Consider the following 25,213-nt stretch of genomic DNA (forward strand, 5'->3'; position numbering starts at 1 on the left):
ATGCGAATGTCTCGACCAAAATCTGCTAGTCGGGCGCTCTAAGCGGTCGTTGCACACACCCACTTGCGCCGCGCTGCTATAACTGCGGCGGCCTTGGGTTCTCCCGGTGAAATCGGATATGCTCGGCTCCATTCATTTCCGGATTGCCTTCTCTGAATTCATTCCAGACCCCTTCGAGGGTGCGATTGGGCCACAAGTGGTTAATGAGATGGATGTGCGGCCCGCCCTTGAAGTGATTCGCGTATGCCCATAAATCCCGATTATCAAAGTAAAAGAATTGCCAATTGGAATGGTCCCGCAGATAAAAAACATGACCTACGAGGTATCGCCGTTCGTTAAGAAGCTGATACCACTTCCTCATCGCCTTGGTCGCCTCACGGGTCAGCGGCCCGTTGTCAATGTTTCCAAGTCGCTTACTGTCTTCGTCAGTCCAAGCGAGATTTGGCGGAAGAAAGTCACGCCAAGAAATGTGATGTACCCAAGGTAGAATTCCCGCATCGCACAACATAACGAAATCCGAGAAAGCATCTTCAGTTATCGTCGCATTCTTGCAGATCTTCTTGATTTCGCTGAGCTTCGCTGCTTCAAAAATGTCCGTAATAGCCTGCCGCGCTTCGTTATGGTCCATCCGTTCAACCATTGATTAGTTACACGTTGAGATGATCAAGGTACCGACGTCCCCGCGCCCATTATTTTCGCCAACGCTTTACACGGATATCGTTCAACTTCGATTCCTTCGCAATTTTGTCTAACGCGGCGGTAACTGTCCCAGCAATCGCTTCCGTGTCGTTTCCCCGCATGTGCGCTGCGCGGTAGAGGTGATCAATTAGCCCCCGCAAAGTATCCCCCTGTCGATCTTTGAACAATGCGACGAAATCATCCGGCGATGCATTCAAAAAGGAGCTTTCCATCCTGTCGTTCCAGCCCTTTTCCTCAGTCAGTTGAATCGCTGCAGTAGCTAGATCGAGTGGTCCTTCTTCTTCTGTCACCACCTCCGCGAAACGCTTCTTCAATGTTTCGTCATCCACGTCGCGACTCCACGGCGATTCGTCGATCTTGAACACTTCGCTGCGGTGCGCATTGAGGTCGATGTATTTTTCAATCATTTCATCCGCCTCCGCGTTATAACCAAGCTCCCGGACGAGTTTGACCGTGCTGTTCAAGTTGAGCGGAGAAATTACAGTTGCTGCGACTTCGATAGCGCTAACGAAGCGACGCAACAGTTCCTCGGCCGTCCCGTCGATTCTGTCGTGAAATACTTTCCAAGCATCACCAAAGACCGCTTCTAAATTAGCTCTATCGCGAACGTCGTCCAACGCTTGCGCGTGCTTTGCTAGGTCCGATCCGTGTGCGTAGCCGTTCCTCAACACTGAGAACACTTCGGTGTCGAATTCGTCGCACGCGAGAAATCCCACGGCATGCAGTTTTTCACGCCATTCTTCCTCTATCGCGTCCTTGCCAACACCCATGACGGTGGAGTACCAGTTGTAGCTAATGACCTTTTCGGGATTTGGAAAGCCTATTCCACCCTCATAGAGGGCCCCAGCGAACACTGCTACCGCGATGGCGGCCTGCTGATCAACCGCGTCGGAACAGTTGGGAATGACGGCCTTTACAGTTCGCAGTGCATTCGCGATCTTTTGAACTGTTCGGATGTTGCAAATGCCGAGCTTTACGACACAAGGAAGCACATATTCTCGAAGCGGAGTATCAATTGGCAAGCCAATATCGCCAGCTTCTGCCGCTGTTGTGATGAAGGCCAGCTTTTTGTCCACGACCTTTTCGCTGGCTTGCTCATACTGCTTCGATCGCTCGCCAAGCTGTTCTTCGTTGAACAGCACGATGATCTTGCACCGCGACTCAATCTTGAGCTCAGAAACGAGACCCATCAGTTCATCCATCTCGATGCCTTTGCCGAGGCGCTCGACGTCGTCAATGCAAATGATCGTCTTGCTGATCAGCGATACAGCAACTGTTTCGAGCAAAACCGTGACCTGCTTCCCGCCATATGGGATTTTCTCAGAAAGCGCCGAGATCATTTTCCAGATTGCATCTCCTCGACCTTTGCCGAGAACATGCTCGGTACCCTCAACGACTTTCCCGAGCTTGTCACGATGGACGGGAAAGCGCCTCGTCTTGATGAGAATCATCGAGCGGAGGTCGCCAATAGATTTCGCGCCGAATGCGGATACGTACGAATATCGAGCTAGGGATGTATTGCCTGCGTACGACTGAACCAGTGACTGGAGCGCAAACGTTTTGCCTACGCCCCATTTGCCACTTATTGCAAGGACCTCTGGTTTCGTACTGTCAAGAAAATCGTTGATTACACTCTCGATCACGGCCCGGGTCATTTGTTGATTTCCTAGTTTCTGATTGGTCTAATGATCAGATACTAGCGCAAGCTACGCTTTCAAGAAGAACTCGTCTTGGTCCGCTTCTTTTCCCACGCGGCGAGCGCGGCGATTGTGATAACGACTTTGCGCGAGCCCATGCGTAGTTCATCGGGACCGTCGCCTGCATCGCGCAACTTGTAGTAGAAAGCGCGGCTGATCCCAAAGCGCTCGCAGAATTCCGCAATCGTCACGTAGTGATGCACGGGCTGATGGTTTGCTACCGGGTTCATGATATCCGCCGTTTCGTAATTCCCTAGATAGCTGCGCGGACTAGTCGCACAATGGCAACGCCCGCGCCGGTTATCGCCAGTAGCAACAGCGCCACTACGAACAGGTACAGCAGCAGGCCGAGCACGCGGGAGGCGACTGGCATCCGCCGGCGCGGTAGTGGCTCATTCATCGTCGCCGCCCGCGCCTTCGTCACCATCCGGCGGATCGAGCGCGGCGAGCGTGCCCTTGACTTCGTTCAGCCGCAGTACGCCCATCAGCTGCGCGCCTTCGGTTTCGTTGGGAAAGACGCGCACGCGCAGCGTGTAGGTCACGCGCGCGCCTTCCTTCGGCAACAGATCGAGGCGCGTCAGCTTCGCGTTGGGGAACAGCATCGCGTCTTTCTTCCGGCCGCCGAGCAAAAAGCCGAACGCGACCGCCTGCGAGTCGAGGTTCCAGCGTATCGTGCCCAACTGCGGATTGCGCACGTGTGGCCGGTGATTGGGACTCACGAAGTCTTCCGTACCGTCCGCGTCGAACAGTGACGGACGCAACGTGCCCGACAGCGCATCGAGCGAGTCGTTGTCCATCTCGACCTCGATCTTCAGGTCGGCCGCCGTCACTTCGTCCTCGCCGTGAAATTCCTTGCCTATCGAAAGGTGCAGCAGACGGACCGGAACATTCGCGAAGTTCAGCATCGACTCTCTCCCTGTCTATTTGCCGGGGGTCACGACTGCGCCGCATCGAATTCCGCCGCCCGCACGCTATACAACTGCGAAAGCTCGACGCGTTGCGCTTCGTCAGCCACGCTGCGGATCATGTCGGCGGCCAGGTTGAGCGCGTCCATGTCCTTCGCAGTGTTCAGCCCGTCCGCGACCACAGCAAAGGTCACGGCTGAATGATTGGTCGCGGTCTCTGTTGTGGCTGGCGCTTCCGCGGTAGCGTTCGCGGGCTTCGCTTTTTTCGACGCCTGCAATTTTTCCGCGTATGCGCGCCGCGCTGTTTCCTTGTCGGCGTCGTTCGCGAGTCGCGTCGCCATCTCACCGGCCCCCGTCAGCGCGGCTGCGCCGTCCGCGTCCCTGATCGCGCGCAGGACATCGGCCAGCTTCGGCGGCTGGGTCCGTTTCATCCGCTGTTTGATTTCGTCGGTACGCGATGCCGGTCCCGATGCCTCGGTCGGTCCGCGCGACACTTCTTCCGCCACACCCATATCCCGCATCACCTCACCGGCCCGATGTTCCTCGGGCGTATAGACGCCGAGCAGAACGTCGGGCGTATAGCGTCGCGCCCACTTGCGGATCGCCAAATAGCCGATCTGCTGCTGTGGGTCCGTCGCCCACTGCGTGGAGAATCTCGGCCACGCCTGCGCCATCATCACGGTCACTTCGCGCGGCGCGCTCTCACCGATGATCGTCGCGCGCACGATCACGCCGAGTCCTTCCTCGTCTTTCTGCGTGTAGGTCGCAACGTAGTACTTGCCTCCGGATTTCTCCGACTTGCGTTCATCGACCTTGCCGAGCACCTTCGACCAGTCGCCGATGTATTCGTAAGTTGGACGTCCCGTAACCGGTGCGAGCGTGGTCACGACCGCGCTGATCAGCTGCGCCTCATAGCCGAGTGCGCCGCCCTGAGTGATGTGTGTCTTGCTCGCGACCGCGAACGGGTCCATCCGCCAGCGATGGGACTGGGTGATCAGCGCAAAACAGTTTCCGGGTTTGCCGCGAAAGTGTTCTGGCAGGACAGTTGCGCTTGCCATCACATGCGCGAGCCGGTCGAAGCGATCGAACAGGTCCGCCGTCAGATCGAAGTAAGGCGAGATGGGCACGACCTCGCCCACGCTCTGTAGAGGTGCGTTCATTTTGGTTCCTTGGCTTTGCCATGTCTGAAGTCAACGTACTGGCACGGCTCGACCGTGTAGCCCTTGCGCTCGACAACCTTCCGGCGGTACTCAGTCCCGTCAGGCAGCCGGCCGATAGCGGCATCGCCCATCAGGTGCAGCAGATGGGCACTCGCGCCGTCCTGTGTGGCTTCGTACGCCTTCGCTTCGAGTCCCGCGTCGACGCGTACACGATGCCAGTGCATGGCTTCGTCGGGCAGGTCAATCACACCGCCGCCCGTACCGGGATAAAGTTTGCGTAACAGCCGGACCGCGTCGGGACGGTCATAGTCAATTGGCGGCGGTTCGCGACGTTCGACATGCGACCAGAACGACGTCTCGTTCTCGATCAGGATTCCCTCGAGTTCGCGATCCCGGTTGATGACGTAGCGCACCAGGTGATTGCCGCCGACCAGTGCGCCCAGAATCCACTGGTCGTAATTCAGGACCGTCATGTAGTGGGCGCATTGCAGCAGATACGCCTGCGGTACTTCGTCCGTATCCTCTGCGCCCCAGTCACCGAACTTGTGAACCAGACCATCGACGTTCTTCGCCTCGAAGCCGACGCGCTGGCCTTCGATGGTCCGGTCCACGTTCGCAAGCATGAACGGATAGCGGTCGTGTCTCTTGATCACGTTCGAACGGCGCAGCTTGACGCCGTATTTTTCAGCGTAGGCGTCGGCGATAACGGACTCCATCAGCTGGCCCATGCGCATCCGCTCACTGTCGGGCGGGTCGAGTGGGCCTTCGCCCGTCTTGTCGAGATACAGTTCGCCCTGCGTGACATACGGACTCAGTCCGCAGGCCGCAGCTGCATCGCTGCCACCAATACCGGAGCGACGCGCTTCCAGCCATTCAGCACGATCCATTTGTGTTTTCTCCCTGAAGCCTGTCCTGCTGCTACCGGTACTGCTTCTGCACGTTGTGCAGACTTGAAATCGCGACACGTGGCTCTCTATAGCGCCAGCGCATCGACCACCATTGCCGGCGCAACGAACGCGGCAAGGTGCGCAGCACTGCGCGATAGCTCATCGCGGAGTGCTCACTGAAGCGATACATCACGGACCGGCGACGTCAGTTGGCATAACCACCAGCCAAAGACTCCGGCCGGTTCGAGTGCGCTTAAAACGGGCGTACCTCTAAGGCCCGCGGCGTTCTTTACGTCGAGCCCTGCGGACCACACGGCGTCGGGATCATTGCCGGCAATCACAACGACCCGCACACGATGGTCCGCCTGGTAAAAAGCTTTCCTGATAATCGGCTTTACGACCGGATCCATGATTTATATCCACGCGGCGAATGGGATTGATCCTAGGACGGCGTTTTACCTTTTTCAAACGTTTTTTATAATGTTTTAAGACGCGCAGGATGCTTAATCGCAACGCAGCAACCGGTGGATAACTAGACTTCAGGTTGCCGTAAGATAGGACTAAATGCCCTATGCGGAACGGCTGACGGCTTGCGCTGGCGCTTGCGTCAGGCAATGTCGTTCAGAGGCCCGTCTGGTGGACAACTTTCGATATAGCCGTGGCGTAAGCATATTTGCTGCAATGCGCCACCGACCCCACTTTTCGCTGCGTCATTCATCCCGCATAGATAAGGGATAACACTTAAAACGGTCGTGTTGCGTTGCAGAATTTTCACAACCAAAAGTTGTTTTCCGTAGACCTCCGTGGACCGGTGTTGACCCAGACAGATTTCAGTGGATTTAAATCTGAGTTATTAACAGCAACATGCTTCTTGTGGATAAGTTTAATAGTCTCAGGTTTGCCATTTCGGGGTAATTGAAAGCGATGATTAAACGGTCTATGGTTTTTATTCGACCGGAGACCGATCATGGGACGACCCCGCTTGACACCCGACATGCGCGTGCTCGCAAGGCGTGGGATCGTCGCGTTTGAACTGGCCGTGCTGGTTGCCGGTGGTCAGAACCGACTTGCCGAGATGATCGGCGCGACCGACCAGAAAATCAGCCACTGGAAGCTGCGCGATCTGGCAATCCCCGTTGATTGGGTCCCGCACATCGTCGCGGCGCTCAGGCATCCAATGATTACGCCATACACGCTAAGACCAGACCTGAGTCCCTTCTGGGACACGCTGAGTCCGCAGCTTGCCGCCTGTGCGAAGGGCAAGGCGCGCACGACGATGCTCACGCAGGACGACTTCGACACCATCGCGGCGATCTATCCGATGCCGTCGCACTTTGTGCGCGTGACGAGCGACGAAGACGATCGGGTGCCGGCATGAATGCCGCGATTGATGACAGGGTCGTTGCCGCGGATGCTCGTCCCGAGTCGTTCTGCAATCTGACGGCCGTGTGTCCGCTGCCATGCGCCACCGATTGACGGGAGCCGACATGACACGCCAGCGGACCATCGCACCGGGCTTCTTTTCGAACGAACACCTTGCATCGATCGATCCTCTCGGACGTCTGCTGTTCGCCGGATTGTGGTGTCTCGCGGATCGCGACGGTCGGCTCGAAGACCGGCCCGCGCGAATTCGTGGCGAGCTTTTTCCTTACGAAATTTTCGACGCCGATGTCCTGCTCGCCGAACTCGACATGAAGGGTTTTATCCATCGCTATGCCGTGAGAGGCACGCCCTATATCGAGATTGTCCAGTGGCGCAAGTACCAGCACCCGCATCCGCGCGAAGTGAAAAGCATGATCCCGCCATGCGCGGACTGTAAGGAAAACCATTGCCAAGGACAGACCAGGGACATGCCTAGGTCAGACCAAGGCAACGCCAAGGTTTGGCAGAGCCCGTCAGGGTCTTCAGGATCTTCTAGTAAACCTAAAACCTTAAACCCTAAGGAATATCCGGCGTTGGCAGATACCGCGCGCGAGGATAGGCCAGATATTCCTGAAGTCAAGGAGGCAGAACGAGGGGGGAAAACGTTGGCTGTCGCGCTGGTTCCGCGTTCGCGAGCCGCAGCTATCGCGCTGCTCACGCGAAGCAACGGCGCGCAGGGCTGTAACGCGGCAAACCCGGTCGTGATCGGCTGGGCGGACGATCCGCGTGTGACCGACGACCTGCTGCTGGCAGCGATTGCGAAAGCGAAGTCGAGCGGGAGCAACGCGCCAGGGCCGAACTACCTCGCGCCGATCATCGCCCAGCTGCTCGACCCCAAACCCGCACGCCGCAATCGCGATGCGTGGCGCCGTACGCCCAAAGGCATCGAAGCCAAGGCGTCCGAACTCGGGCTCTACGCACGACCAGGCGAATCGCACGACACGCTGCGCGAACGCTGCGAAAGCGAATTGCATCAGCGCGATTCACACGACCACGGGGCACAGGCATGAACGCGCCGGCATCCGAACGTGATCGCATGTTCTGCGCCGCTTACGGATGTCCGCTGTTCGGCACGTTCGGTAGTGACGGGCGTTGGTGGTGCCTGTGCCACTTCGGCAGACCTGCCAGCCTCAACGATGCGATCACTGCGGTTCTGCACTCCGCTGCCTGCGCCCCGGTAGTCGCTTCAACGCTTGATATCCGTCGCGCCTACGGATCATTTTTTGATCTGCCCGAGGTGTACCGCAGCATCCAGAAACGACTGCTCGAGGCGGGACGCGCGGACCTGCTGATGAGCGCCGATGAACGGCACAGCGGCGGTGTACGTGCGTGGCTGATGCGACTTGAACGCGTACTGATCGACATGACTGCGGGCGTAGGTACGACCCACCGCCTGATGGCGACCGTTCCAACCGCGCCGATCATCGGGCCGACACGTGCCGCCGCCTACCTCGAACACGCAAAGGATGAAGAATGAAGCCGCAAACACTGAGCGCGAATTCTGGCATCGATTGGGCGCGTCGGATTGTCAATGCCTCGAAAACCGAAGCCGTGCCCGCCCTCAAGCTTGCGATGGCTCAGGAAGCCATCCGCAACTACGAGGTCAGCCATCCCGCCATCGAGCGTGAGCCCGGTTGCGATGATGAAGTTGCAGACACAACCCGTTGAGGTGAACCATGTTCAACTTCGAAGACGACCGGCGCACGCGTTCCGAACAGCTTGTGCTCAGCGCGCTGCTGCGCGATAGCCGTTGTGCGTGCCACATCGACACGCTGTGCCCCTCCGACTTCAGCCACGACCTGCACGGCCAGATCTTCCGGCACGTCGTCAAGCTGATGGCGATGTGCCAGCCGGTCGACGCAGCAAGCGTGTACGAGTCGATCATGCACACGCGCGGACCGCGCGCGGTCGGCACGCTCGCCTACCTGAACGCGCTCGAACAGCTGGGCGCGATCCCCGCGCACGCAGGCTACTACGCGTGCGAGCTACGCACCGCCGAGCCTGGGCGCTGGTTCATCCTGTCTGGCGATCCGGAACACGGCCATGACGTGCCGCTCCCGCTGTGAAGATCGAATTCATGATTCTCGGCGAGCCTGCGAGCAAGGCGAACTCGCGTGAGATTGGCGTGATCCGCCAGCGCGGCGATGACGGCAAGCTGCGCACGCGTCCAATCTCGCGCAAAAGCGACAAGGCGCTGGCCTACGAACGCAGCGCGTTGAAGCAGATCCCGCCAAAAGCACGCGTGCAGATGACCGGCCCGGTGCGGGTGGTCCTGAAAATCTACTACGCGAGCGAGCGGCCGGACCTCGATGAATCGGTTGTGCTCGACGTATTGCAGAACCGGTACCGGACCGTCGAAGTCGGGAATAAAAAGATCCGCAAGCTGGTCCAGCACGGCGTTTATATCAACGACCGTCAGGTCCGCCAGAAGTTTGTTTTTCACGGCATCGACCGCGCGAACCCTCGCGCGGAGGTAGCCGTTGAATCGCTGCAGGCGCAGCAGATCGCGCTTGCCCTCGAACCGGAGTTCGATCCATTCGAAGCCATCGCATGAACCAGCTTCTGACCCGAGCATTGCTTGAACGCAGTCACACTGCGCACCTCGCCCATGACAACGAACGACTGCGAGAAGCGCTGCGACTGATCGCGGACATTGCCGAAGGCAGCACGGCCGCAGAACAGTCTGCCCAACATCGCGCGGCTTGCACGCACCGCGCTCGTCGCCGCAGCACACGAGAATCTTTCGCTGCGTTATCTCCAAAATACCAAGGGGGTTCAAGCCATGACTGAAGTCCAGCCGCTGCAACCGGGAGTCACCGTCAATCCGGTACCCCCCCAACCCGCGCAACCCGTCGCGCCCGTACCCGGTTCGCAGCCGTCACCCATCGTGCCCGGTGTACCGGTCGAGCCGGTTCAGTCTGTCGTGCCCGTTGCTCCCGTCGCGCCCGCCCAGACGCCCGGCGGTACGCCCGTCGTACCGGCACAGGAGTCGTGAGCGATGCACCGCTGCGCATGGCCCGGCTGTGACCGTGTCGTCTCCAGCGCGATGTGGGGATGCCGCGAACACTGGCACGCATTTCCGAACAACCTCCGTTCGTGGATCGGTCGGGCGTACCGTCAGGGCGTGGATGCCGGTACGCATCCGAGCGACAGCTGCCTCGCCGCCTGTCGTGCCACGCAGGTATTTATCGTCATGCAGGCCGGTGAGCAACGTCGTGATCCGTGCGTACGTTCACCGCTCGAACCCGGACAGTAGACCCTAGTAGACTGCCATAGACTACTGTGGATACCGAACGAAATATTGCTTCATTTGAAGCTTGAATCGTCGTATCGAACGGACTAGACTCCGCCGCAACAGGCCCGCATATTCCGCGTAGCACGCAGACCGGTATGCGGGCCTTGTTCTTTCGGAGTCGTGATGCCCGGTCGCTGGTCGCACCTCTACAACACGCCACGCTGGCGCAGGCTGCGCGCCTCGCATCTGCACGCGCATCCCTGCTGCGTGATGTGCATGGAACAGGGCAACGTCTGCGAGGCAACGATTGTCGACCACCGCCGTCCGCACCAGGGCAACCTGCGTCTGTTCTTCGATCCCGACAACCTGCAGTCGCTATGCAAACCACATCACGACTCGACCAAGCAATGGGAAGAACATCGAGGAATGGAGGCCGGGTGCGACGACAGCGGCAATCCCGTCGATCCGAACCATCCCTGGAATCGAGCGAGGATAGACCCATGAAACCCGGTGATTCTACAAATCACATCGGGCGGGTTAGCACGTCGGCATGTGTTGAAGGATTCGAGTCAGGCTCGCCGAACTCAGCACACCGCCGAGACCGAGACTGTTCACCTTGGAAAGTGCGGCGGCGGATAGCCAGCCCGATGTTCGCAAAGCCAGTAGTAACAGGCCGACTGGTGGGACTCGAAACCTTCCCCGCGCATGTGCAGGTAGATTATCCACTTCCTTACAGTCCGGACCGCCGGGATGGCATCGGCCTCGTCCCAAAGAGCCTGGACGAGAAATCTATCCACTTCGGCGGGCGTTCCGCTAACGAGAACTGCAGGAATCTCAGTCAATTCGCGAGTGTCGATGTCCATGGCTATACAAGACAGAGCACGAAACCGGACTTCCATTGTAGAACGCACCGCGACGGATTTTCAATAGTCGATGCGATACATGTCCCGGGTCGTCAGGGCCGGAAAACATGCCGGAATTATCCGGGCGGATGTCCCCCTAATCGCGCCTGGCCGTACCTACCTGCCTTGCGGCGAGGCGGAAGCATTTCGAGGCCTCGTAAATTGGTCCTTGCGCAGCCAGTAAAAGCAAGCGATGGCATGGGAAGCGAAATCATCACCACGTTGCTGCAGAAATCGCTTCCATTCGATGACCTGCTGGACGGAAGGGGCGCGCCCCTTCCCGGTCCAGAGCGCCGCGAGAAGGAAACTGTCAACTTCCGCTGGCGTTCCCTCGGTGATGACGACTGAAAGCGCGATTGCTTGGTCCACGTCGTTCACCAGGGAATTTGAAAACAAATGTCAAATGCAATTGACACGATTAATCGCTACAGCACTGCTGATAGGGAGTATAGGACGATTTATCACCCACATGGCGGGGCGGCGACCCTAGGGCGGGGAAAAACTCCCGAGCGCTTTGGCGGAACACCCCGCGCAATGGTTTTTCCCAATGGGCGCACTTTGGCAATAGGTCGCGACAATGGCCCGCACCGCTAGTGCCAGCCGCCATGCCGAGCAGCCGCCGACGCCTGCCGACGCGCGCGAAAAGCCGACGAGCGCCGACACGAACGGCAAACTGGCGAAGGTGGCGCGTACTGCCGAGTGGCCTGCCGACGCCATCGAACGGCGGCCGCTCGACTCGCTGGTGCCGTACGCGAAAAACGCGCGGCTGCACTCCGACGCGCAGGTCGCACAGATCGCAGGCTCGATGCGCGAGTGGGGATGGACCGCGCCGATTCTGGTGAGCGATGACGGCATGATCATCGCGGGCCACGGTCGCGTGCTGGCGGCCCGCTCGCTTCGTCTCGCGGATGCGCCAGTGATGATCGCCCGCGGATGGAGTCGCGAAAAGATCGCGGCCTACGTGATCGCGGATAACCGGCTCGCGGAGAACGCGGCGTGGGACCGCGACATGCTGGGCGCTGAACTCGCTTCGCTGCAGGGCTTCTTCGACCTCTCGCTGACCGGCTTCTCGAAGGGCGAGATCGAGGCGCTGTGCGTGATCGACCTGCCCGAACTTGGCGTCGAGTACGACGAGAACGCAGCGAACGGCGTGAAGTACGTCACGTGCCCGAAGTGCGGGCATGAGTTTCCACGGTGAGCAGCATGAGCTATCCCGAACGACTTGAAGCCGCATGGCGCGATCACCTCGCTCCACGAAGCGATGACGCACCGACGGTTGTCTCGCTGTTCGCGGGTTGCGGCGGGTCATCGCTTGGCTACTCGATGGCGGGCTTCGATGAACGGCTCGCGGTCGAGTGGAACGAAAAACAGGGTGCATCGTTCGCGGCCAACTTCGCGCATGTCCCGCTCTACCTCGGGGACGTGGCCGAGCTTGCCGATGATGACGCGCTGCGCCGTGCGCGACTCCAACCCGGTCAACTGGACGTGCTCGACGGCTCGCCCCCGTGTCAGGGCTTCTCACTCGCCGGCGCGCGCCAGTTCGGTGACGGGCGCAACCAGCTTTTTCTAGAGTACGTGCGGCTGCTGAATGCGTTTCGCCCCAAGGCGTTCGTGATGGAGAACGTTCGCGGGATGATCGTCGGCAAGATGCGGCTGATCTTCGCGGACATACTTCGCGACCTGAAGGCGGCAGGCTATCACGTCTCTGCGCGCGTGCTGGTCGCGGGCTACTACGGCGTGCCGCAAATGCGCCCACGCATGATCTTCATCGGCATCCGGGACGAGCTCGCCGCGGCTGGCATCGAGCCGTCGCATCCGCGTCCCGCTTCCTGGCCCGCGACCGTGCGGGAGGCGTGGTCGGGTGTGGTCAACACCGATGACGAATGCGAGGTCGCGAAGTTCGCGTCGTCACGACTGGTTGACCGATTGTTGTTTCGCCTGAAGCCTGGCGAGTATGGCGACAAATACCATCCGAACGCACAGCTTTACGGACTGCACCGGCTCGACCCCGACAGGCCATCACCAACGATCCTGCGCAATGGTGGCGCAGGCGGTGCGTGCGAAGCATGTCATCCGTCCGAGCATCGGCGCATCACCATCGCCGAAGCGAAACGGCTCGGCTCGTTTCCCGACGACTTTGTGCTGCTGGGCAATTTCACCGAACGCTGGGCCGCGATAGGCAACTGCGTGCCGCCGCTTTTCATGCGCGCGATAGCGACGCACGTGCGGATGCTGCTTACGCAGCAGCAGACCGTGGAGGCAGAGCGCGCCGCGTGAAGCGGACGCGCCTGGAATTGTGATGGCAGGACGACCCAAACCGACCGCACTGCGGATCATCGAAGGCAACCGGGGCCGACGCCCGTTGCCGAAGAACGAGGTCAAGCCGCACGTAGGCATCCCGGCTGCGCCCGCGCATCTCGATGCGTACGCGATAGCCGAGTGGCACCGCATCACGCCCGAACTCGAAGCGATCGGGCTGCTGACGACCATCGACGGGACAGTGCTCGCCGCCTACTGCGAGTGTGTCTCGCGCTGGATGCAGGCCGAGGAAGCCATCGCGCGGATGAAGGCGCGCGACAAGCTGACATCTGGCCTGATGATAAAAACGAGCAACGGTAATGCGATCCAGAATCCGCTGGTTGGCACGGCCAACCGGGCGATGACGATGGCCGTCCGCTTTGCATCCGAATTTGGAATGAGCCCCGCCGCGCGCGCAAGGCTTGCCGCAATGCCACCCGATGGCGGCAATCATGGCGACGCGAAAGAAAACTACTTCTGATCCGGTCACGGCCTATGCAAAGAGCGTGGTCGCAGGCAGGCCTGTGGCCGGCCCTGACGTGCGCGCCGCGTGCCAGCGACACCTCGATGATCTGGTCAAGGGGCCCGCTCGGGGTCTGACGTGGGATCTCGCCGCCGCGCTGCGTGCGATCCGCTTTTTTTCTGACGTGCTGTGTCTGAACGGTGGCGAGTTCGAAGGCGTGCCCTTTGTCCTGCTGCCGTGGCAGGCGTTCATCGTCGGGTCGCTGTTCGGGTGGAAGCGCGCAGACGGATCGCGTCGCTTCCGCGAGGCATACATCGAGGGCGGCAAGGGTTGCGGCAAGTCGCCGATGGCGGCCGGCATCGGCCTGTACATGCTGACGGCCGACGATGAATCACGCGCCGAAGTCTATGCGGCCGCGACGAGCCGCGATCAGGCGATGGTGCTGTTTCGCGATGCCGTGGCAATGGTCGACCTCTCGCCGGACCTCGCTTCACGACTGGTCAAGTCGGGACGCGCCGAGCGCTGCTACAACCTCGCGTACATGAAGCGCGGTTCGTTCTTCCGTCCTATTGCCTCGGACAAGGACCGCCAGAGCGGACCACGCCCGCACTGCGCGCTGATTGACGAAGTCCACGAACACAAGGACCGCACCGTCATCGACATCATGCAGGCCGGCAAGAAAGGACGCCGCCAGCCGCTGATTTTCATGATCACCAATTCTGGTTTTGACCGCACCTCGCTGTGCTACGAAAAGCACGACTACGGGACCAAAGTCGCGGCGCAGCAGCTGGCCGATGACGCTTACTTCGCGTATGTGTGCTCGCTTGATGAGAGCGACGACCCGTTCGAGGACGAACGCTGCTGGATCAAGGCGAATCCCTCGCTCGGCCAGACCATCCAGAAATCCTATCTCGAGGAACAGGTCCGCCAGGCGCGCGGCATGCCTTCGCTTGAATCGACGGTGCGCCGGCTGAATTTCTGCCAGTGGGTGGACGCGGCCGATCCATGGATCGATGGCGATCTGTGGCGCGCGTGCGAGACCGACGATCTGACACTCGCGGACTTTACCGGTTCGACCATTCACGGCGGGCTCGATCTGTCGGGTACGCGCGACCTGACCGCACTCGCGGGTGCGCGCCGCAATGAGGACGACTCATGCGATGCATTCGTGAATTTCTTCACGCCCGCCGACACGATGACCGAGCGCGACCGCAAGGAAAAAACGCACTTCGTTGAATGGTCGCGCGACGGATACGTGATCGCCACGCCGGGGCGTGCTGTCGATTACGGCACTGTGGTTGAACGCCTCCAGGAACTGATGGCGGTCGTGAACTTCGAGGGGGTCGCGTACGACCCCTACCGCATCAAGTACATGGAGGCCGAACTCGATCAGGCGGCCGTACAGGTTCCGCTGGTGCCACACGCGCAGGGCTTTGCGAAGTCGGGCGAGTCGGGTCTCTGGATGTGTCGTTCGATAGAACTCACCGAAAAGCTGGTGCTCGACGGGAAGCTGCGCGTGATCTTCAACCCCTGCCTGCGGTGGAACAGCGCCAGCGCGGTGATTGAGGCTGACGCGAAAAACAACCGCATCTTCACCAAGCGCAAGTCAACTGGCCGGATCGACGGACTGGTCGCGCTGGTGATGGCTATCGGCTACGCGTTCAATGAAGTCGTCGAGGAGAACATTGACGACTTCCTGAACCATCCGCTGTTCGCGTGACGGGAGCGACCATGGCCGATATCCGCTACAACACCCCGCAGCGCCAGATGGAGCTCTCGATTCTCGATCCAGTCGGCTGGGCGCCGCGCGCATTCAACCAGGCGTTGACGTGGCTCGGCGGATGGCTAGGCGGTGGCAACGTAGATGAACCGGGCGTACAGATCAATAGTCCCGATGGCGCGTCCTACGGCGGCTCCGACGACACGCGCGCGCTTCAGGTCTCGACCGTCTGGGCTTGCATCCGGCTGATCACCGAAACCATCGGCACGCTCAGCGTGAACGTGTACGAGCGCACGTCGAACGGCCGCAACCTCGTGCGCTCGCATCCGCTTAACTACGTGCTCAACGTCGCGCCCAACGACCGCATGACCAACGTCGAACTGCTCGAATCGTGGGGCATGAATCTCGCGATAGATGGCAACTGCTACAACCGTGTGATCCGCGATGGCAAGGGTGACTGCATCGCGCTGATCCCGCGCGCGTCGCAGCAGATGGAAATCATCGAAGCACCCGACGCAAGCTATACGTACCTGTACTCGTTCAACAGCGACCGTATTCGCTACGTTCCCGAACAGATCCTGCAATCGCGGTTGATGGGCAACGGGCTTAAAGGTCTGTCCCCGCTCGGCTATGCGCGCCGCGCAATAGCGAACTCGCTGGCGCTCAGCGATAACGCGATGCGCTTCAACATGAAAGGCGGCAAGCCGGCCGGCGTGCTGATGATCGACCACGTACTGAAGCCCGACCAGCGCGAAGCCGTGCGCAACAATTTTGCGGACCTGGAATCAGGCGGCACGGCAGCATCCCGCCTGTTTGTGCTCGAAGCGGGCATGCAGTACCAGCAGCTTTCAATTTCGCCTGCTGACGCACAGATGCTCGAACAGATGAATTTCGGCGTGGACGATATCTGCCGTGTTTTTCGCGTGCCGTCGTTCATGGTCAACAGCAACGAAAAGAGCACGTCATTCGGAACCGGCATCGAGACGATGAGCCTCGGGTATCTGCGCTACACGGTACAGCCCTATGTGACCCGCCTCGAATCGTCCATGAACCGGTGGCTGCTCAGGCCCGCGGAGCGCGAGCGCTATTACGTCGAATTCAATCTCGAAAGCCTGCTGCGTGCAGATAGCGCGGGCCGTGCCTCGTATTACTCAACGATGGTCCAGAACGGCCTGATGAGTCGCAACGAAGTGCGCGCGAAGGAAAACCTCGACATGCGCGAAGGTGCCGACGACCTGACGGTACAGCTGAACCTCACGCCATTGCAGGAACTTGAAAAAGTCGTGCAACAGGGTAACGCGCAACAAGGCCTGAAAGTACCCACCGCGCCGATCAAGGAGTAACGCCATGGGCCGCAAACAGTTCGGAGATCTCGCTTACGGCGCGGTCATCAACACGATGGAAGTCAAGTTCGATACGACGCGCCAGGGCAATTTCGAAGGCTACGCGTCTGTGTTCAGCAACATCGATTCGTGGGGCGACATCGTGCTGCCCGGTGCGTTCGAGGAAACGCTCGCGAGGAAAGATCAGGTGCCGATGCTGTTCAACCATTTCATGGACAACCTGATCGGCCGCGCGACCGACATGAAAGAGGACGATATCGGCCTCCAGTTTCACGGGCGCCTGACACCCGGCGCGTCGATGGCGACCGACGTGTACCAGCACATGAAGGCGCAGGCGCTCGACGGTGTGAGCATCGGCTACCGCGTGCAGCCGGGTGGCGCGGACATGGACGGCAAGGTCCGCAAGCTCTCACGCGTGGATCTGCTCGAAATCTCGATGGTGATTGCGCCCGCTAACAAGCTCGCGCGCGCCGACCTCGGATCGCTCAAGGCCGACTTCGACCCTGAGGAAATGAAATCCCTTGCAGATGTGGAGTCGATCCTGCGCGACGCAGGCATGACCCGTATCGAAGCCAAGTCGATGCTCGCCCGGGTGCGCGAGATCGTTCTGCGTGATGCAGACAAAGGTGATGACAGCGCCAGCGATGTGAAAACGGAAGCGGTTGAGGCGTCGGTACTCGCGTCGTTCATCCGCGATTTTTCCAAGGCATAGGAGCTACATCATGGACATGACAGAAATCAAGCGCGCCCTCGAAGAAACGTTCGGCGCAGTGAAGGACGCGCAGAACAAGAGCGCCGACGAAATCCGCGCCGAACTGAAGGCGCTGGCCGACAAGATCCAGGGGCAGGACGTGAGCCTGATCGACCTCGGCCAGAAGCTGGCAGGTCTGTCAGAAAACGGCCGGCGCGAAACCAGGGCGGACAGCATCGGCGAGTACTTCGTGAAGTCCGACGCGTTCAAGGGCATCCAGGGCGGCAACAGCAATTCGGCCCGCGCGCGCGTCACGCTCGAAGGCGACCAGCTGAAGGCGGTCGCACCGATCTATGAGTCGATCGACCCAAACCAGTTCCCGGTGCCGTCGCAATACATTCCGACGATCCGCGGTCCCGGCGTCAATACGATCTGGGTGCGCGACATGCTTCCGCAGGGCCAGACGTCCTCTAACATGATCGAGTACCCGCAGGAAAAAGCCGCGCAGCTGAACGCCGACTACCAGATCGAGGGGCAACTCAAGGCACAGAGCGACCTGTCGTTCGAGATGAAGCAGGCACCCATCGTCACACTGGCGCACTGGATTCTCGCCTCGCGTCAGGTGCTCGATGACGTTCCGCAGCTTCAGAGCTACATCAACACACGGATGATCTACGGCCTGCGTATGAAGGAGGACGCCGAGATTCTGGCGGGCGATGGCGCGGCGGGTCACATCAACGGTCTGATCAGGCAGGCATCGGCCTATGTGCCGACAGATGCGCTGTACAACACGGCCGACAACGTGCGAATGATGATGGCGCAGATTCAGGCGCAGTTCTACCAGCCGAGCATGGTCGTCCTGAATCCGCTTGACTGGGCCGCATTGCAGCTGACGAAAAGCGTGAACGGCGAGTATCTGTTCGGCTCACCTCTCGCGCCGGTCTCCCCGCGGCTGTGGAACATAGACGCGGCCGCGACCTACGCGATGCCCCAGGGTAACGCGCTGGTGGGCGATGGTCGTCAGGCGATGGTGTGGGACCGTCAGGCGCTGACCGTCGAGGTGTCGCGCGAGGATTCCGACAACTTCCGCCGCAACATGGTGACGATCCTTGTTGAGGAACGGCTCGGCCTGTCGGTGTTCGCCCAGGGTGCGTTCGCGTATGGCCCGATCTCGAAGGCCGTTACGCCGCCCGTCACCGCGAAGAAGTCTTCGTGAGGTGCACACGATGAACAGGCCCGCTATCCGTCATCTCGCTGTCGATGAACCCGTTTCGCTTGAACTGGCGAAACAGCATTGCCGTGTCGATGGCGCACAGGATGACGGCCTGTTCAAAAGCGTCTATATCCCGGCCGCGCGCCAGAGCGCCGAGGAATATACGGGGTTGATCATCCTCGCGCAGCCGACGCTCGCATGGGTCGCGTCGGGACTTTGCACGCCGCACTCGATTCCGCTTCCGCATACGCCCGTCTCCGACGTGGCGGGCGTGACGGCGCTTGACCGGCTCGGCACCAGGACCGTGCTCGATCCCGACACGTACGGCATGAGCATCGCCTATCGCAAGATGCGCGCCGTTCTGATGAGCGAGGCCGAGCTACCCGTTGCGACCGAGTTCGAAGTCGCCTATACGGCGGGTTTCGCGGACGCCACGTGCCCTCCCAATCTGCTGCTCGCGATGCTGCTGCTGGTCGGTGACGCGTATGAGAACCGCGAAGCGCAGCAGAGCGGCACGTCGATCCAGAGCAATCCGCGCGCGGTCGCACTGCTCGACCCGTTCCGTATCTCCTTCGGTGTCTGACGATGCAGGCCGGCCGACTTCGCTACCGCCTGCGCTTCGAAAAGCCGGTACGCATCCGCGACGAATCGGGCGAGGTCATTGTCGACCAGTGGGTCGAGGCTTTCACCATATGGGGCGCGGTCGAACCGCTGACCGGCCGCGAATATCTGGCGTCGGCCGAGTTCCGCCCAGGCGTTTCCACGCGCATCCGGGTGCGCTGGCGCGACGACCTTGATGCGTCGCTGCGCATCCTGCACGCTGGAACTGTCTATGACATTCAGGCCGTGCTGCCGGTGATGGGTCTGCACCGCGAAGCGCAGCTGATGTGCGGCTCGGGTGTCGTCACCGAGGGAGGCCAGCCGTGATCCGTATCGATTCGCACGTTGAGGGACTGGCCGAACTCGACCGGTTTCTCGCCACGCTGCCCGATGTACTGCAACGCAAGATGCTCGTGTCGGCGCTGCGCGCCGCAGGCAAGCCGATCATCAGCCAGGCGCAGAACAATATCCGCGCGCTGTTCGGATCAAGCACGCGCTATACCGGCACGCTTGAAATGGGCGTGGTGGCCGCCAGGCAGCGCAAGACCGGACTCGCCGCACGCGTGAACATCAAGACGCGCAAGGTCCGTGGCGCGGGGCCCGAAGTGATCAATGGCGTGCGCAAGCCGCGTGGCCGCGATCCGTTCTATGGGCGCTTCCTCGAACTGGGCACCTCGAAAATGCCCGCGCGTCCGTGGCTGCGACCGGCCGCCATGGCGAAACAGGACGAAGCTGGCCACCAGTTGAATATGTCGCTCCAGAAGCAGATCGCGAAGTGGTGCAAAGCCAACGGCGTGAAGTTCGTGGCGGGTGGCATATGACTGAGTCCGGGATCGTCGCCGTACTCGAAACGGTGTTGCCCGCGCGCGCATTCCTGCTGCTCGTTCCGCAGGGCACGCCCGAGCCTTACCTCCTACTACAGCGCATCTGGCAGGGACCGGTGAACAGCATGTGCGGATACATGCAGTCCGATCAGGTCCGTTACCAGATCGACAGCTATGCCAAAACCCACCGGCAGGCACTCGCCAACATCGAGGCGGCGGTTGCGGCGCTGCGTGCGCGTCCCGATCCGCCGACCATCGATAACGAACAGGACCTGTACGAACAGGACACGAAGCTGCATCGATCAACGCTCGAACTCACTACGTGGCACGAACCGCAGGAGGTGACGACATGAAGAAGGCCATTTCTGCCCAGAACACCAAAATGTTTCTGGAAAATCCGAATGCCGCACCGATTGCAACGGGCAAGCTGACGACTGCCAGCCAGTCGGCCCCCGCTTATGTCACGTTCGCGGATATTGCGAAGCTCGCCAATGGTGAGCCGATCTACATCACCGGAAGCGGCTGGCCCTCGCTCGACAATCAGGAATGGATCGTCCAGAGCCTCGACAAGGACGCAAAAACGGCCGCGCTATACGGCAGTGATACAACCGACGAAACCGCCGACTGGGGAGCCGCTGCGTCCTTCACGCTAAACGCGTTCGCGGACGTCTGCGCGCAGTCCTACGCGATCAACCAGAACCCGGCAAGCAGTATCGACACCACCACGCTATGCGATGACGAAAAGACCTCGCTGGTGGGGTTCCGCGATCCCGGCACGCTGACATTCGATTTCTTCATTGATCCGACCGACTCCGACTATCTCGCGCTCAACGATGCGTACAACGATGGCGAGGAACGTATGTTCGAGATCATCTATCGCAATGGAGCGGTTCGCACGCTGCCGGTGATCGTGCAGTCGATCAACGAAACGGGCGGCGTCGATCAGGCGGTGCATGGCGCGGCCACGCTGAAGATCACTGGCCAGCCGATCCTCACGCAGCCGGCCGGCGCTGCGCCCGCGACCTACACGCTGACGGCCGGTATTTCGCCGCTCTCGGGTGAAGCGCCGCTACACGTCGAACTGATTCTCACGCAGAAGAACGGCGCAGCCTCGTCGTTCTCGATTGACTGGGGCGACGGAAGCACCGCGGAAACGCTCACTGGCACGACCACCAGCACGCACAACTACGACACGCCCGGCAGCTTCACGGCGCGCGCCACGCCGACCGTCAACGGTAGCCAGGGAGCGCCGGCCGCCGCCGCGCCGGTGACGGTCATGGCCGTATCGGGAGGCTGACATGACCGATCTTTCAGTTCCGCCTGATGGTCCGGCATTCGACCCGCCTGCGTTCGAGTCCGAGCAAATCGAGACGCGCTGCTTTGGCGTGGTGACGGTCAGTGACGTGGGCGCTGAACAGTTCGAGGCACTGCTCGCCCAGCCGGTCTACCAGCAGGACACCAATGCGCTGATCCGCGCGCTGCTGGTCGAGGGTGCGCGCGGCGCGAACGGCGAGCGGCTGACCGACGACCTGCTCACGCATCTGCCCGCGCGTGGCTTTCACGACCGAGTGAAGCTGATGACCGCCGCCGCGCGCGTGAATGGTCTGTCAACGGATGAAGTGGAAAAAGGCTGACCGCTCCGACAACGCGCCTCGTCTTTGCAGTGGCCGAGATGCTGCATATGACGGCCGGAGCGGTCCGCAACACGATGGGCGCGAGTGAACTGATGTGCTGGGCGTACCTGCTGGGCGAACGCACCCGGCCGCCCGCTGCACCTGAACCGCTGGTTCTTAGCGTCGAAGATGAAATCGGCGCATGGAGTTAGGTCAACATGGCATCCGCTGGATCGCTGATCTTCGAACTTGCCGCCGATGTGTCGCGCCTGCGCACCGACATGGGCAAGGCGCAGGCGGAAATCAAGTCATCACTCGACAGCATCGCCAAATCCTCGGCGGTCACTGCGCTGGCGACGGGCGCGGAGTTCGCGATCAACTTCGCCAGGGGTTTCGCTGACAAGATCAAGGCCGCCATCGATCAGGCCGACGCGCTCGGCAAACTTGCGCAGCGCATCGGCACGACGACCGAAGCGATGTCCGGTTTGCAGTATGCGGGCTCGTTTGCCGGTGTCAGCCTCGATGACCTGACCGCCGGCATGAAGGGGCTGAACAAGGCCGTACTCGATGCGCGCGATCCGCTCTCGGATACCGCCGCCGCCTTCAAATCGTTCGGACTCGACGCCGTCCAGCTGCGCAGCATGGACCCGGGCGCGGCGTTCGACTCCATCGCCACCGCCGTCTCGAAGTACGCCGACAGCGCGCAGAAAGCCGCCGCCGTGCAGCAGATTTTCGGCAAGCAGTCGCAGGTGCTGATTCCGCTGCTGAACGAAGGCGCTGAGGGTATTGCGGCTGCGCGCAAGGAAGCCGAGGACCTCGGCCTGATCGTATCGACCGCGACATCGAAGGCGATGGGCGATCTGAATGACGACCTTGAACGGTTGGAGAACGTCGGCAAGGGTGCAGCCGCACAGATCGCCGGGGAACTGACGCCCGACCTTCAGGAACTGGTCAGCATCCTGCAGCAGGCGCAGAAGGAAGGCACGACATGGAACACCGTGCTGCACGGCATCGAGATCGCGGCAAAGGGCGTCGTCACCACACTGATTGGTCTGGCGGGCACGGTGGTTTCGCTCGGCCAGTTCGTGATGACGGTTGCGCGCACGCTCGATGCGCCGATCGGCCAGATCGCGGAGACGTGGAAAACCGGCATGGCGGGCGCGCAGAAAACCATGGCTGACACCATGAGCACGATGGAGCGGACGATGCACATCCGCTCCGAAGCCGAGAAGCAGCAGAACGCGGCCGGTGCTGCCGCTGCCGCCGAGATCGCCGCCGCGCAAAACGCGGGCAAGGCACAGAACAGTTACACGGACTCGCTCGACAGGAACGCGAAGGCGCACCAGCGCGCGAAGAAGGAAGTGAACGAATACGCGCAGATGCTGGCGCAGCTGTCGGAAGCGCTGCGTACCGCGCAGGCCAACGGCGACCAGATGCAGATGCTGGCCACCGATCCGAAGTACCTGAAGTTCAACGAACAGCAGCAGGCCACGCTGCGCGACAAACTGCAATTGACGCTCGATCAGACCAAGGCCAATGAAACGCTGAAGAAGTCACAGGACGATCTCGCCAAAGTCGCCGACGATGCCGACAAGTCGCTGGTCGCCGCGCGCGAGTCGTCGCGTTCGTTTGCCGAGTCCGAACTCGATGCAATCGACCCGACCCGCGAGTACACGCGCACGCTCGCCGCGCTTGATGAGGCGCAGAAGCTGATCCCGATATCGGCCGAACAGATGGCCGCCATGCAGGAACGCGCGGCGAAAAAAATGAAGGATGCACAGGACAATCTCGACGGCACGAAAGACCAGCTGAAGGACCTCCAGCAGGCTATCGAGGGCTTTGGCAAACAGTCCACCGATGCGCTGGTTGATTTCGCCTTCAGCACGAAGGACGCGAGCGTTTCGTTCTCCGAGATGGTCACGTCGATGCTGAAGGATCTGGCGAAGCTGCTGATCTACAAAAACGTGATGGAACCGCTGGTCAAGGGTATCAGCGGCGGCGGTGCGACCGGCTGGCTCAGCGTGTTCTCCAGCATGGCTGGTAACGTCCCAGGCCGCATGGCGGGCGGCCCCGTCTCACCGGGTCAGGTGTACGAGATCAACGAACTGCCCGGCCGGCGTGAGTACTTCATCCCGAACACACCGGGCAAGGTTGTCACCGACGCCGGCATGTCCGGCTCGAACGGTCCGAACGTCGCGGTCACGGTGCACGTCCACAAGAACGACGAAGCAACGGAGGACACGACGGCCGACAGCCGCAAGGCCGCCGAACTCGGCAAGCGCGTTTCTGCCGTTGTGCGTCAGGTCATTGCAACCGAGAAACGTTCCGGGGGGCTTCTCGCATCATGAGCACGCTCTCGCTTGCCCCGTCACCCGTTCCTCCGTCGCCGATGGTCGCGGCGGACTTTCAGTCTGGCCCGCTTCCGCCGTTCGTGCTGCCTTCGCCCGATGACTGGCGCGCACGTATCACCGCCAGCGCGATCCAGGCAAGCGGCGCGATCTTCGACCGGTGCGTGACGTCCGCTTCGTACGACCTCGAACCGAAAATCGTCATCGCGAAGTTCGGCGACGGCTATGCGCAGCGCCGTCCGGCCGGCATCCATACACAGGCGCGGCAATGGAGCGTCGAGATGCGCAACGCCAGCGCGACGGTGGCGGCGGCCGTGCTCGCGTTTCTCGAAGCGCGCAACGGCGTGGACGTTTTCAGCTGGATTCCTCCGCGCCATACCGAAGCCCAGGACGTTCTCTGCCCATCATGGTCGTTCGCCTATGGCGACCTCATCAGCGATGGCGAGCGCGTCTATACGGTCACGATGAAGTTTGAGCAGGTGTTCGTATGACGCTCAAAGGCGCGATACAGGAGCTTTCACCCGGCGCGGTCATCGAAATGTTCGTGCTGGACCTGACACGTTTCAACGTGCCTGAGGACGGTCGTTATGTGCGCTTCCATGCGGGTACGAACCGGCTCGACAGCGATGTTGTGTGGCAGGGACTGACGTATCAACGCCATCCGGTCACGGCAACCGGCTTCGAGTGGAAAGGCGAAGGAACGCTTCCGCGTCCGCACTTCGCGGTCTCGAACGTGACGGGCATCATCAGCGCGATGTGCCGCCTGTATTCGGATCTGGTGGGCGCGGCTGTCACGCGCAAGCGCACGCTGACGCGCTATCTCGACGCGATCAATTTTCCGGCCGGCAATCCGCTCGCGAATCCCGACGAGGCGTTCGCAGACGACGCTTTTTTCATCAATCAGAAAGTCCATGAAACGATGGACTCAGTCGAATTTGAACTCGCGGTCCCGTTCGACGTTCAGGGCGTGCAGCTGCCCGGTCGGCAGGTGATCTGCAATTCGTGTCCGTGGAAATATCGCGGCGACGGCTGCGGTTATGGCGGGCCGCCCGTGGCCGATATCAACGACACTCCGACCGCCGACGCGAACGCGGACCAGTGTGGCAAGCGGCTGAAGTCCTGCAAGCTGCGTTTCGGTACCGGGTGGCTGCCGTTCGGCGGATTTCCCGGCGCCGGACAGTACAGGTGACGCG

The 25,213-nt window shown here is 60.8% G+C and carries 34 protein-coding genes; 25 read left to right on the forward strand and 9 right to left on the reverse strand.

Going from position 1 to position 25,213, the window contains the following annotated elements; genetic code table 11:
* Nucleotides 1–76: 76 nt before the first annotated feature.
* The 8 genes from PQR32_RS19400 to PQR32_RS19435 form a co-directional block, all read right to left on the reverse strand.
* On the reverse strand, nt 77–628 hold the full coding sequence (locus PQR32_RS19400) for a hypothetical protein (RefSeq protein WP_408230222.1): 552 nt from the start codon (nt 626–628) through the stop codon (nt 77–79).
* Between the two features lie 61 nt (nt 629–689).
* Entirely contained in the window at nt 690–2,354 is a 1,665-nt protein-coding gene (locus PQR32_RS19405; protein WP_408230225.1) for a P-loop NTPase fold protein, read from the reverse strand.
* Nucleotides 2,355–2,413: 59 nt separating this feature from the next.
* The gene (locus PQR32_RS19410; RefSeq protein WP_408230228.1) at nt 2,414–2,626 is read right to left on the reverse strand and encodes a helix-turn-helix transcriptional regulator; all 213 of its coding nucleotides are present in this window, start codon (nt 2,624–2,626) and stop codon (nt 2,414–2,416) included.
* Nucleotides 2,627–2,788: 162 nt separating this feature from the next.
* Complete coding sequence (locus PQR32_RS19415; RefSeq protein WP_408230231.1) at nt 2,789–3,301, reverse strand: hypothetical protein; 513 nt, start codon at nt 3,299–3,301, stop codon at nt 2,789–2,791.
* Nucleotides 3,302–3,330: 29 nt separating this feature from the next.
* Nucleotides 3,331–4,461 (reverse strand): RecT family recombinase, encoded by a 1,131-nt coding sequence (locus tag PQR32_RS19420; protein WP_408230234.1) that lies wholly within the window; start codon nt 4,459–4,461, stop codon nt 3,331–3,333.
* Nucleotides 4,458–5,348: a YqaJ viral recombinase family nuclease gene (locus tag PQR32_RS19425; protein WP_408230237.1), complete on the reverse strand. Its 891-nt coding sequence runs from the start codon at nt 5,346–5,348 to the stop codon at nt 4,458–4,460. Before PQR32_RS19425 ends, PQR32_RS19420 begins: the two co-directional genes overlap by 4 nt.
* A gap of 31 nt (nt 5,349–5,379) precedes the next feature.
* Entirely contained in the window at nt 5,380–5,511 is a 132-nt protein-coding gene (locus PQR32_RS19430) for a hypothetical protein (RefSeq protein WP_408230240.1), read from the reverse strand.
* A gap of 10 nt (nt 5,512–5,521) precedes the next feature.
* A complete protein-coding gene (locus tag PQR32_RS19435) occupies nt 5,522–5,758 on the reverse strand; it encodes a hypothetical protein (protein WP_408230243.1) in 237 nt (78 codons plus the stop codon).
* 557 nt (nt 5,759–6,315) lie between these two features.
* On the opposite strand from PQR32_RS19435, the gene PQR32_RS19440 reads away from it, so the two are divergent.
* The 8 genes from PQR32_RS19440 to PQR32_RS19475 all read left to right on the forward strand — a co-directional run bounded on the left by PQR32_RS19440 (nt 6,316) and on the right by PQR32_RS19475 (nt 10,509).
* Nucleotides 6,316–6,726 (forward strand): YdaS family helix-turn-helix protein, encoded by a 411-nt coding sequence (locus tag PQR32_RS19440; protein WP_408230246.1) that lies wholly within the window; start codon nt 6,316–6,318, stop codon nt 6,724–6,726.
* A 109-nt stretch (nt 6,727–6,835) separates the two neighbouring features.
* Nucleotides 6,836–7,780, forward strand: coding sequence for a hypothetical protein (locus PQR32_RS19445; protein ID WP_408230249.1), 945 nt, complete (start codon nt 6,836–6,838; stop codon nt 7,778–7,780).
* The gene (locus tag PQR32_RS19450) at nt 7,777–8,247 is read left to right on the forward strand and encodes a hypothetical protein (RefSeq protein ID WP_408230252.1); all 471 of its coding nucleotides are present in this window, start codon (nt 7,777–7,779) and stop codon (nt 8,245–8,247) included. Before PQR32_RS19445 ends, PQR32_RS19450 begins: the two co-directional genes overlap by 4 nt.
* On the forward strand, nt 8,244–8,438 hold the full coding sequence (locus PQR32_RS19455) for a hypothetical protein (RefSeq protein ID WP_408230255.1): 195 nt from the start codon (nt 8,244–8,246) through the stop codon (nt 8,436–8,438). The genes PQR32_RS19450 and PQR32_RS19455 overlap by 4 nt, the downstream gene beginning before the upstream one ends.
* A gap of 8 nt (nt 8,439–8,446) precedes the next feature.
* Nucleotides 8,447–8,836 carry a DnaB-like helicase N-terminal domain-containing protein gene (locus tag PQR32_RS19460; protein WP_408230258.1) on the forward strand — a complete coding sequence of 130 codons (390 nt, stop codon included), beginning with the start codon at nt 8,447–8,449 and terminating at the stop codon, nt 8,834–8,836.
* Nucleotides 8,833–9,324, forward strand: coding sequence for a RusA family crossover junction endodeoxyribonuclease (locus PQR32_RS19465; protein WP_408230261.1), 492 nt, complete (start codon nt 8,833–8,835; stop codon nt 9,322–9,324). Before PQR32_RS19460 ends, PQR32_RS19465 begins: the two co-directional genes overlap by 4 nt.
* Before the next feature lie 228 nt (nt 9,325–9,552).
* A complete protein-coding gene (locus PQR32_RS19470; RefSeq protein ID WP_408230264.1) occupies nt 9,553–9,765 on the forward strand; it encodes a hypothetical protein in 213 nt (70 codons plus the stop codon).
* A 423-nt stretch (nt 9,766–10,188) separates the two neighbouring features.
* Entirely contained in the window at nt 10,189–10,509 is a 321-nt protein-coding gene (locus PQR32_RS19475) for an HNH endonuclease signature motif containing protein (protein ID WP_408230267.1), read from the forward strand.
* A gap of 515 nt (nt 10,510–11,024) precedes the next feature.
* Here PQR32_RS19475 and PQR32_RS19480 read toward each other — a convergent pair.
* The gene (locus PQR32_RS19480) at nt 11,025–11,276 is read right to left on the reverse strand and encodes a hypothetical protein (protein ID WP_408230270.1); all 252 of its coding nucleotides are present in this window, start codon (nt 11,274–11,276) and stop codon (nt 11,025–11,027) included.
* Nucleotides 11,277–11,484: 208 nt separating this feature from the next.
* Here PQR32_RS19480 and PQR32_RS19485 point away from each other — a divergent pair, with 208 nt between their 5' ends.
* The 17 genes from PQR32_RS19485 to PQR32_RS19565 are packed head-to-tail and all read left to right on the forward strand — an operon-like array spanning nt 11,485 to nt 25,209.
* Nucleotides 11,485–12,105: a ParB/Srx family N-terminal domain-containing protein gene (locus PQR32_RS19485; protein WP_408230273.1), complete on the forward strand. Its 621-nt coding sequence runs from the start codon at nt 11,485–11,487 to the stop codon at nt 12,103–12,105.
* 5 nt (nt 12,106–12,110) lie between these two features.
* Entirely contained in the window at nt 12,111–13,184 is a 1,074-nt protein-coding gene (locus PQR32_RS19490) for a DNA cytosine methyltransferase (RefSeq protein ID WP_408230276.1), read from the forward strand.
* 22 nt (nt 13,185–13,206) lie between these two features.
* A complete protein-coding gene (locus PQR32_RS19495) occupies nt 13,207–13,686 on the forward strand; it encodes a phage terminase small subunit P27 family (RefSeq protein WP_408230279.1) in 480 nt (159 codons plus the stop codon).
* Nucleotides 13,658–15,388, forward strand: a complete 1,731-nt coding sequence (locus PQR32_RS19500) for a terminase large subunit (RefSeq protein WP_408230282.1) — start codon at nt 13,658–13,660, stop codon at nt 15,386–15,388. Before PQR32_RS19495 ends, PQR32_RS19500 begins: the two co-directional genes overlap by 29 nt.
* 11 nt (nt 15,389–15,399) lie before the next feature.
* Complete coding sequence (locus PQR32_RS19505) at nt 15,400–16,731, forward strand: phage portal protein (protein WP_408230285.1); 1,332 nt, start codon at nt 15,400–15,402, stop codon at nt 16,729–16,731.
* A gap of 4 nt (nt 16,732–16,735) precedes the next feature.
* Nucleotides 16,736–17,443: an HK97 family phage prohead protease gene (locus PQR32_RS19510; protein WP_408230288.1), complete on the forward strand. Its 708-nt coding sequence runs from the start codon at nt 16,736–16,738 to the stop codon at nt 17,441–17,443.
* Between the two features lie 10 nt (nt 17,444–17,453).
* The gene (locus PQR32_RS19515; protein WP_408230291.1) at nt 17,454–18,638 is read left to right on the forward strand and encodes a phage major capsid protein; all 1,185 of its coding nucleotides are present in this window, start codon (nt 17,454–17,456) and stop codon (nt 18,636–18,638) included.
* 10 nt (nt 18,639–18,648) lie between these two features.
* Nucleotides 18,649–19,218 (forward strand): head-tail connector protein, encoded by a 570-nt coding sequence (locus tag PQR32_RS19520; RefSeq protein WP_408230294.1) that lies wholly within the window; start codon nt 18,649–18,651, stop codon nt 19,216–19,218.
* A 2-nt stretch (nt 19,219–19,220) separates the two neighbouring features.
* Complete coding sequence (locus PQR32_RS19525) at nt 19,221–19,562, forward strand: phage head closure protein (RefSeq protein WP_408230297.1); 342 nt, start codon at nt 19,221–19,223, stop codon at nt 19,560–19,562.
* The gene (locus PQR32_RS19530; RefSeq protein WP_408230300.1) at nt 19,559–20,056 is read left to right on the forward strand and encodes an HK97-gp10 family putative phage morphogenesis protein; all 498 of its coding nucleotides are present in this window, start codon (nt 19,559–19,561) and stop codon (nt 20,054–20,056) included. Before PQR32_RS19525 ends, PQR32_RS19530 begins: the two co-directional genes overlap by 4 nt.
* Nucleotides 20,053–20,412, forward strand: a complete 360-nt coding sequence (locus PQR32_RS19535) for a DUF3168 domain-containing protein (RefSeq protein WP_408230303.1) — start codon at nt 20,053–20,055, stop codon at nt 20,410–20,412. Before PQR32_RS19530 ends, PQR32_RS19535 begins: the two co-directional genes overlap by 4 nt.
* Nucleotides 20,409–21,356 (forward strand): phage tail tube protein, encoded by a 948-nt coding sequence (locus tag PQR32_RS19540; protein WP_408230306.1) that lies wholly within the window; start codon nt 20,409–20,411, stop codon nt 21,354–21,356. The genes PQR32_RS19535 and PQR32_RS19540 overlap by 4 nt, the downstream gene beginning before the upstream one ends.
* Before the next feature lies 1 nt (nt 21,357).
* A complete protein-coding gene (locus tag PQR32_RS19545) occupies nt 21,358–21,693 on the forward strand; it encodes a hypothetical protein (protein WP_408230309.1) in 336 nt (111 codons plus the stop codon).
* A 38-nt stretch (nt 21,694–21,731) separates the two neighbouring features.
* Nucleotides 21,732–21,884 (forward strand): hypothetical protein, encoded by a 153-nt coding sequence (locus PQR32_RS19550; protein WP_408230311.1) that lies wholly within the window; start codon nt 21,732–21,734, stop codon nt 21,882–21,884.
* 6 nt (nt 21,885–21,890) lie between these two features.
* The gene (locus PQR32_RS19555) at nt 21,891–24,020 is read left to right on the forward strand and encodes a phage tail tape measure protein (protein WP_408230314.1); all 2,130 of its coding nucleotides are present in this window, start codon (nt 21,891–21,893) and stop codon (nt 24,018–24,020) included.
* Nucleotides 24,017–24,511, forward strand: a complete 495-nt coding sequence (locus PQR32_RS19560; RefSeq protein WP_408230317.1) for a phage tail protein — start codon at nt 24,017–24,019, stop codon at nt 24,509–24,511. The genes PQR32_RS19555 and PQR32_RS19560 overlap by 4 nt, the downstream gene beginning before the upstream one ends.
* On the forward strand, nt 24,508–25,209 hold the full coding sequence (locus PQR32_RS19565) for a phage minor tail protein L (RefSeq protein ID WP_408230319.1): 702 nt from the start codon (nt 24,508–24,510) through the stop codon (nt 25,207–25,209). Before PQR32_RS19560 ends, PQR32_RS19565 begins: the two co-directional genes overlap by 4 nt.
* The last annotated feature ends 4 nt before the right edge of the window (nt 25,210–25,213 follow it).

The sequence above is a fragment of the Paraburkholderia dipogonis genome (genome assembly GCF_046027395.1).
Classification (GTDB): Bacteria; Pseudomonadota; Gammaproteobacteria; order Burkholderiales; family Burkholderiaceae; genus Paraburkholderia; species Paraburkholderia dipogonis_A.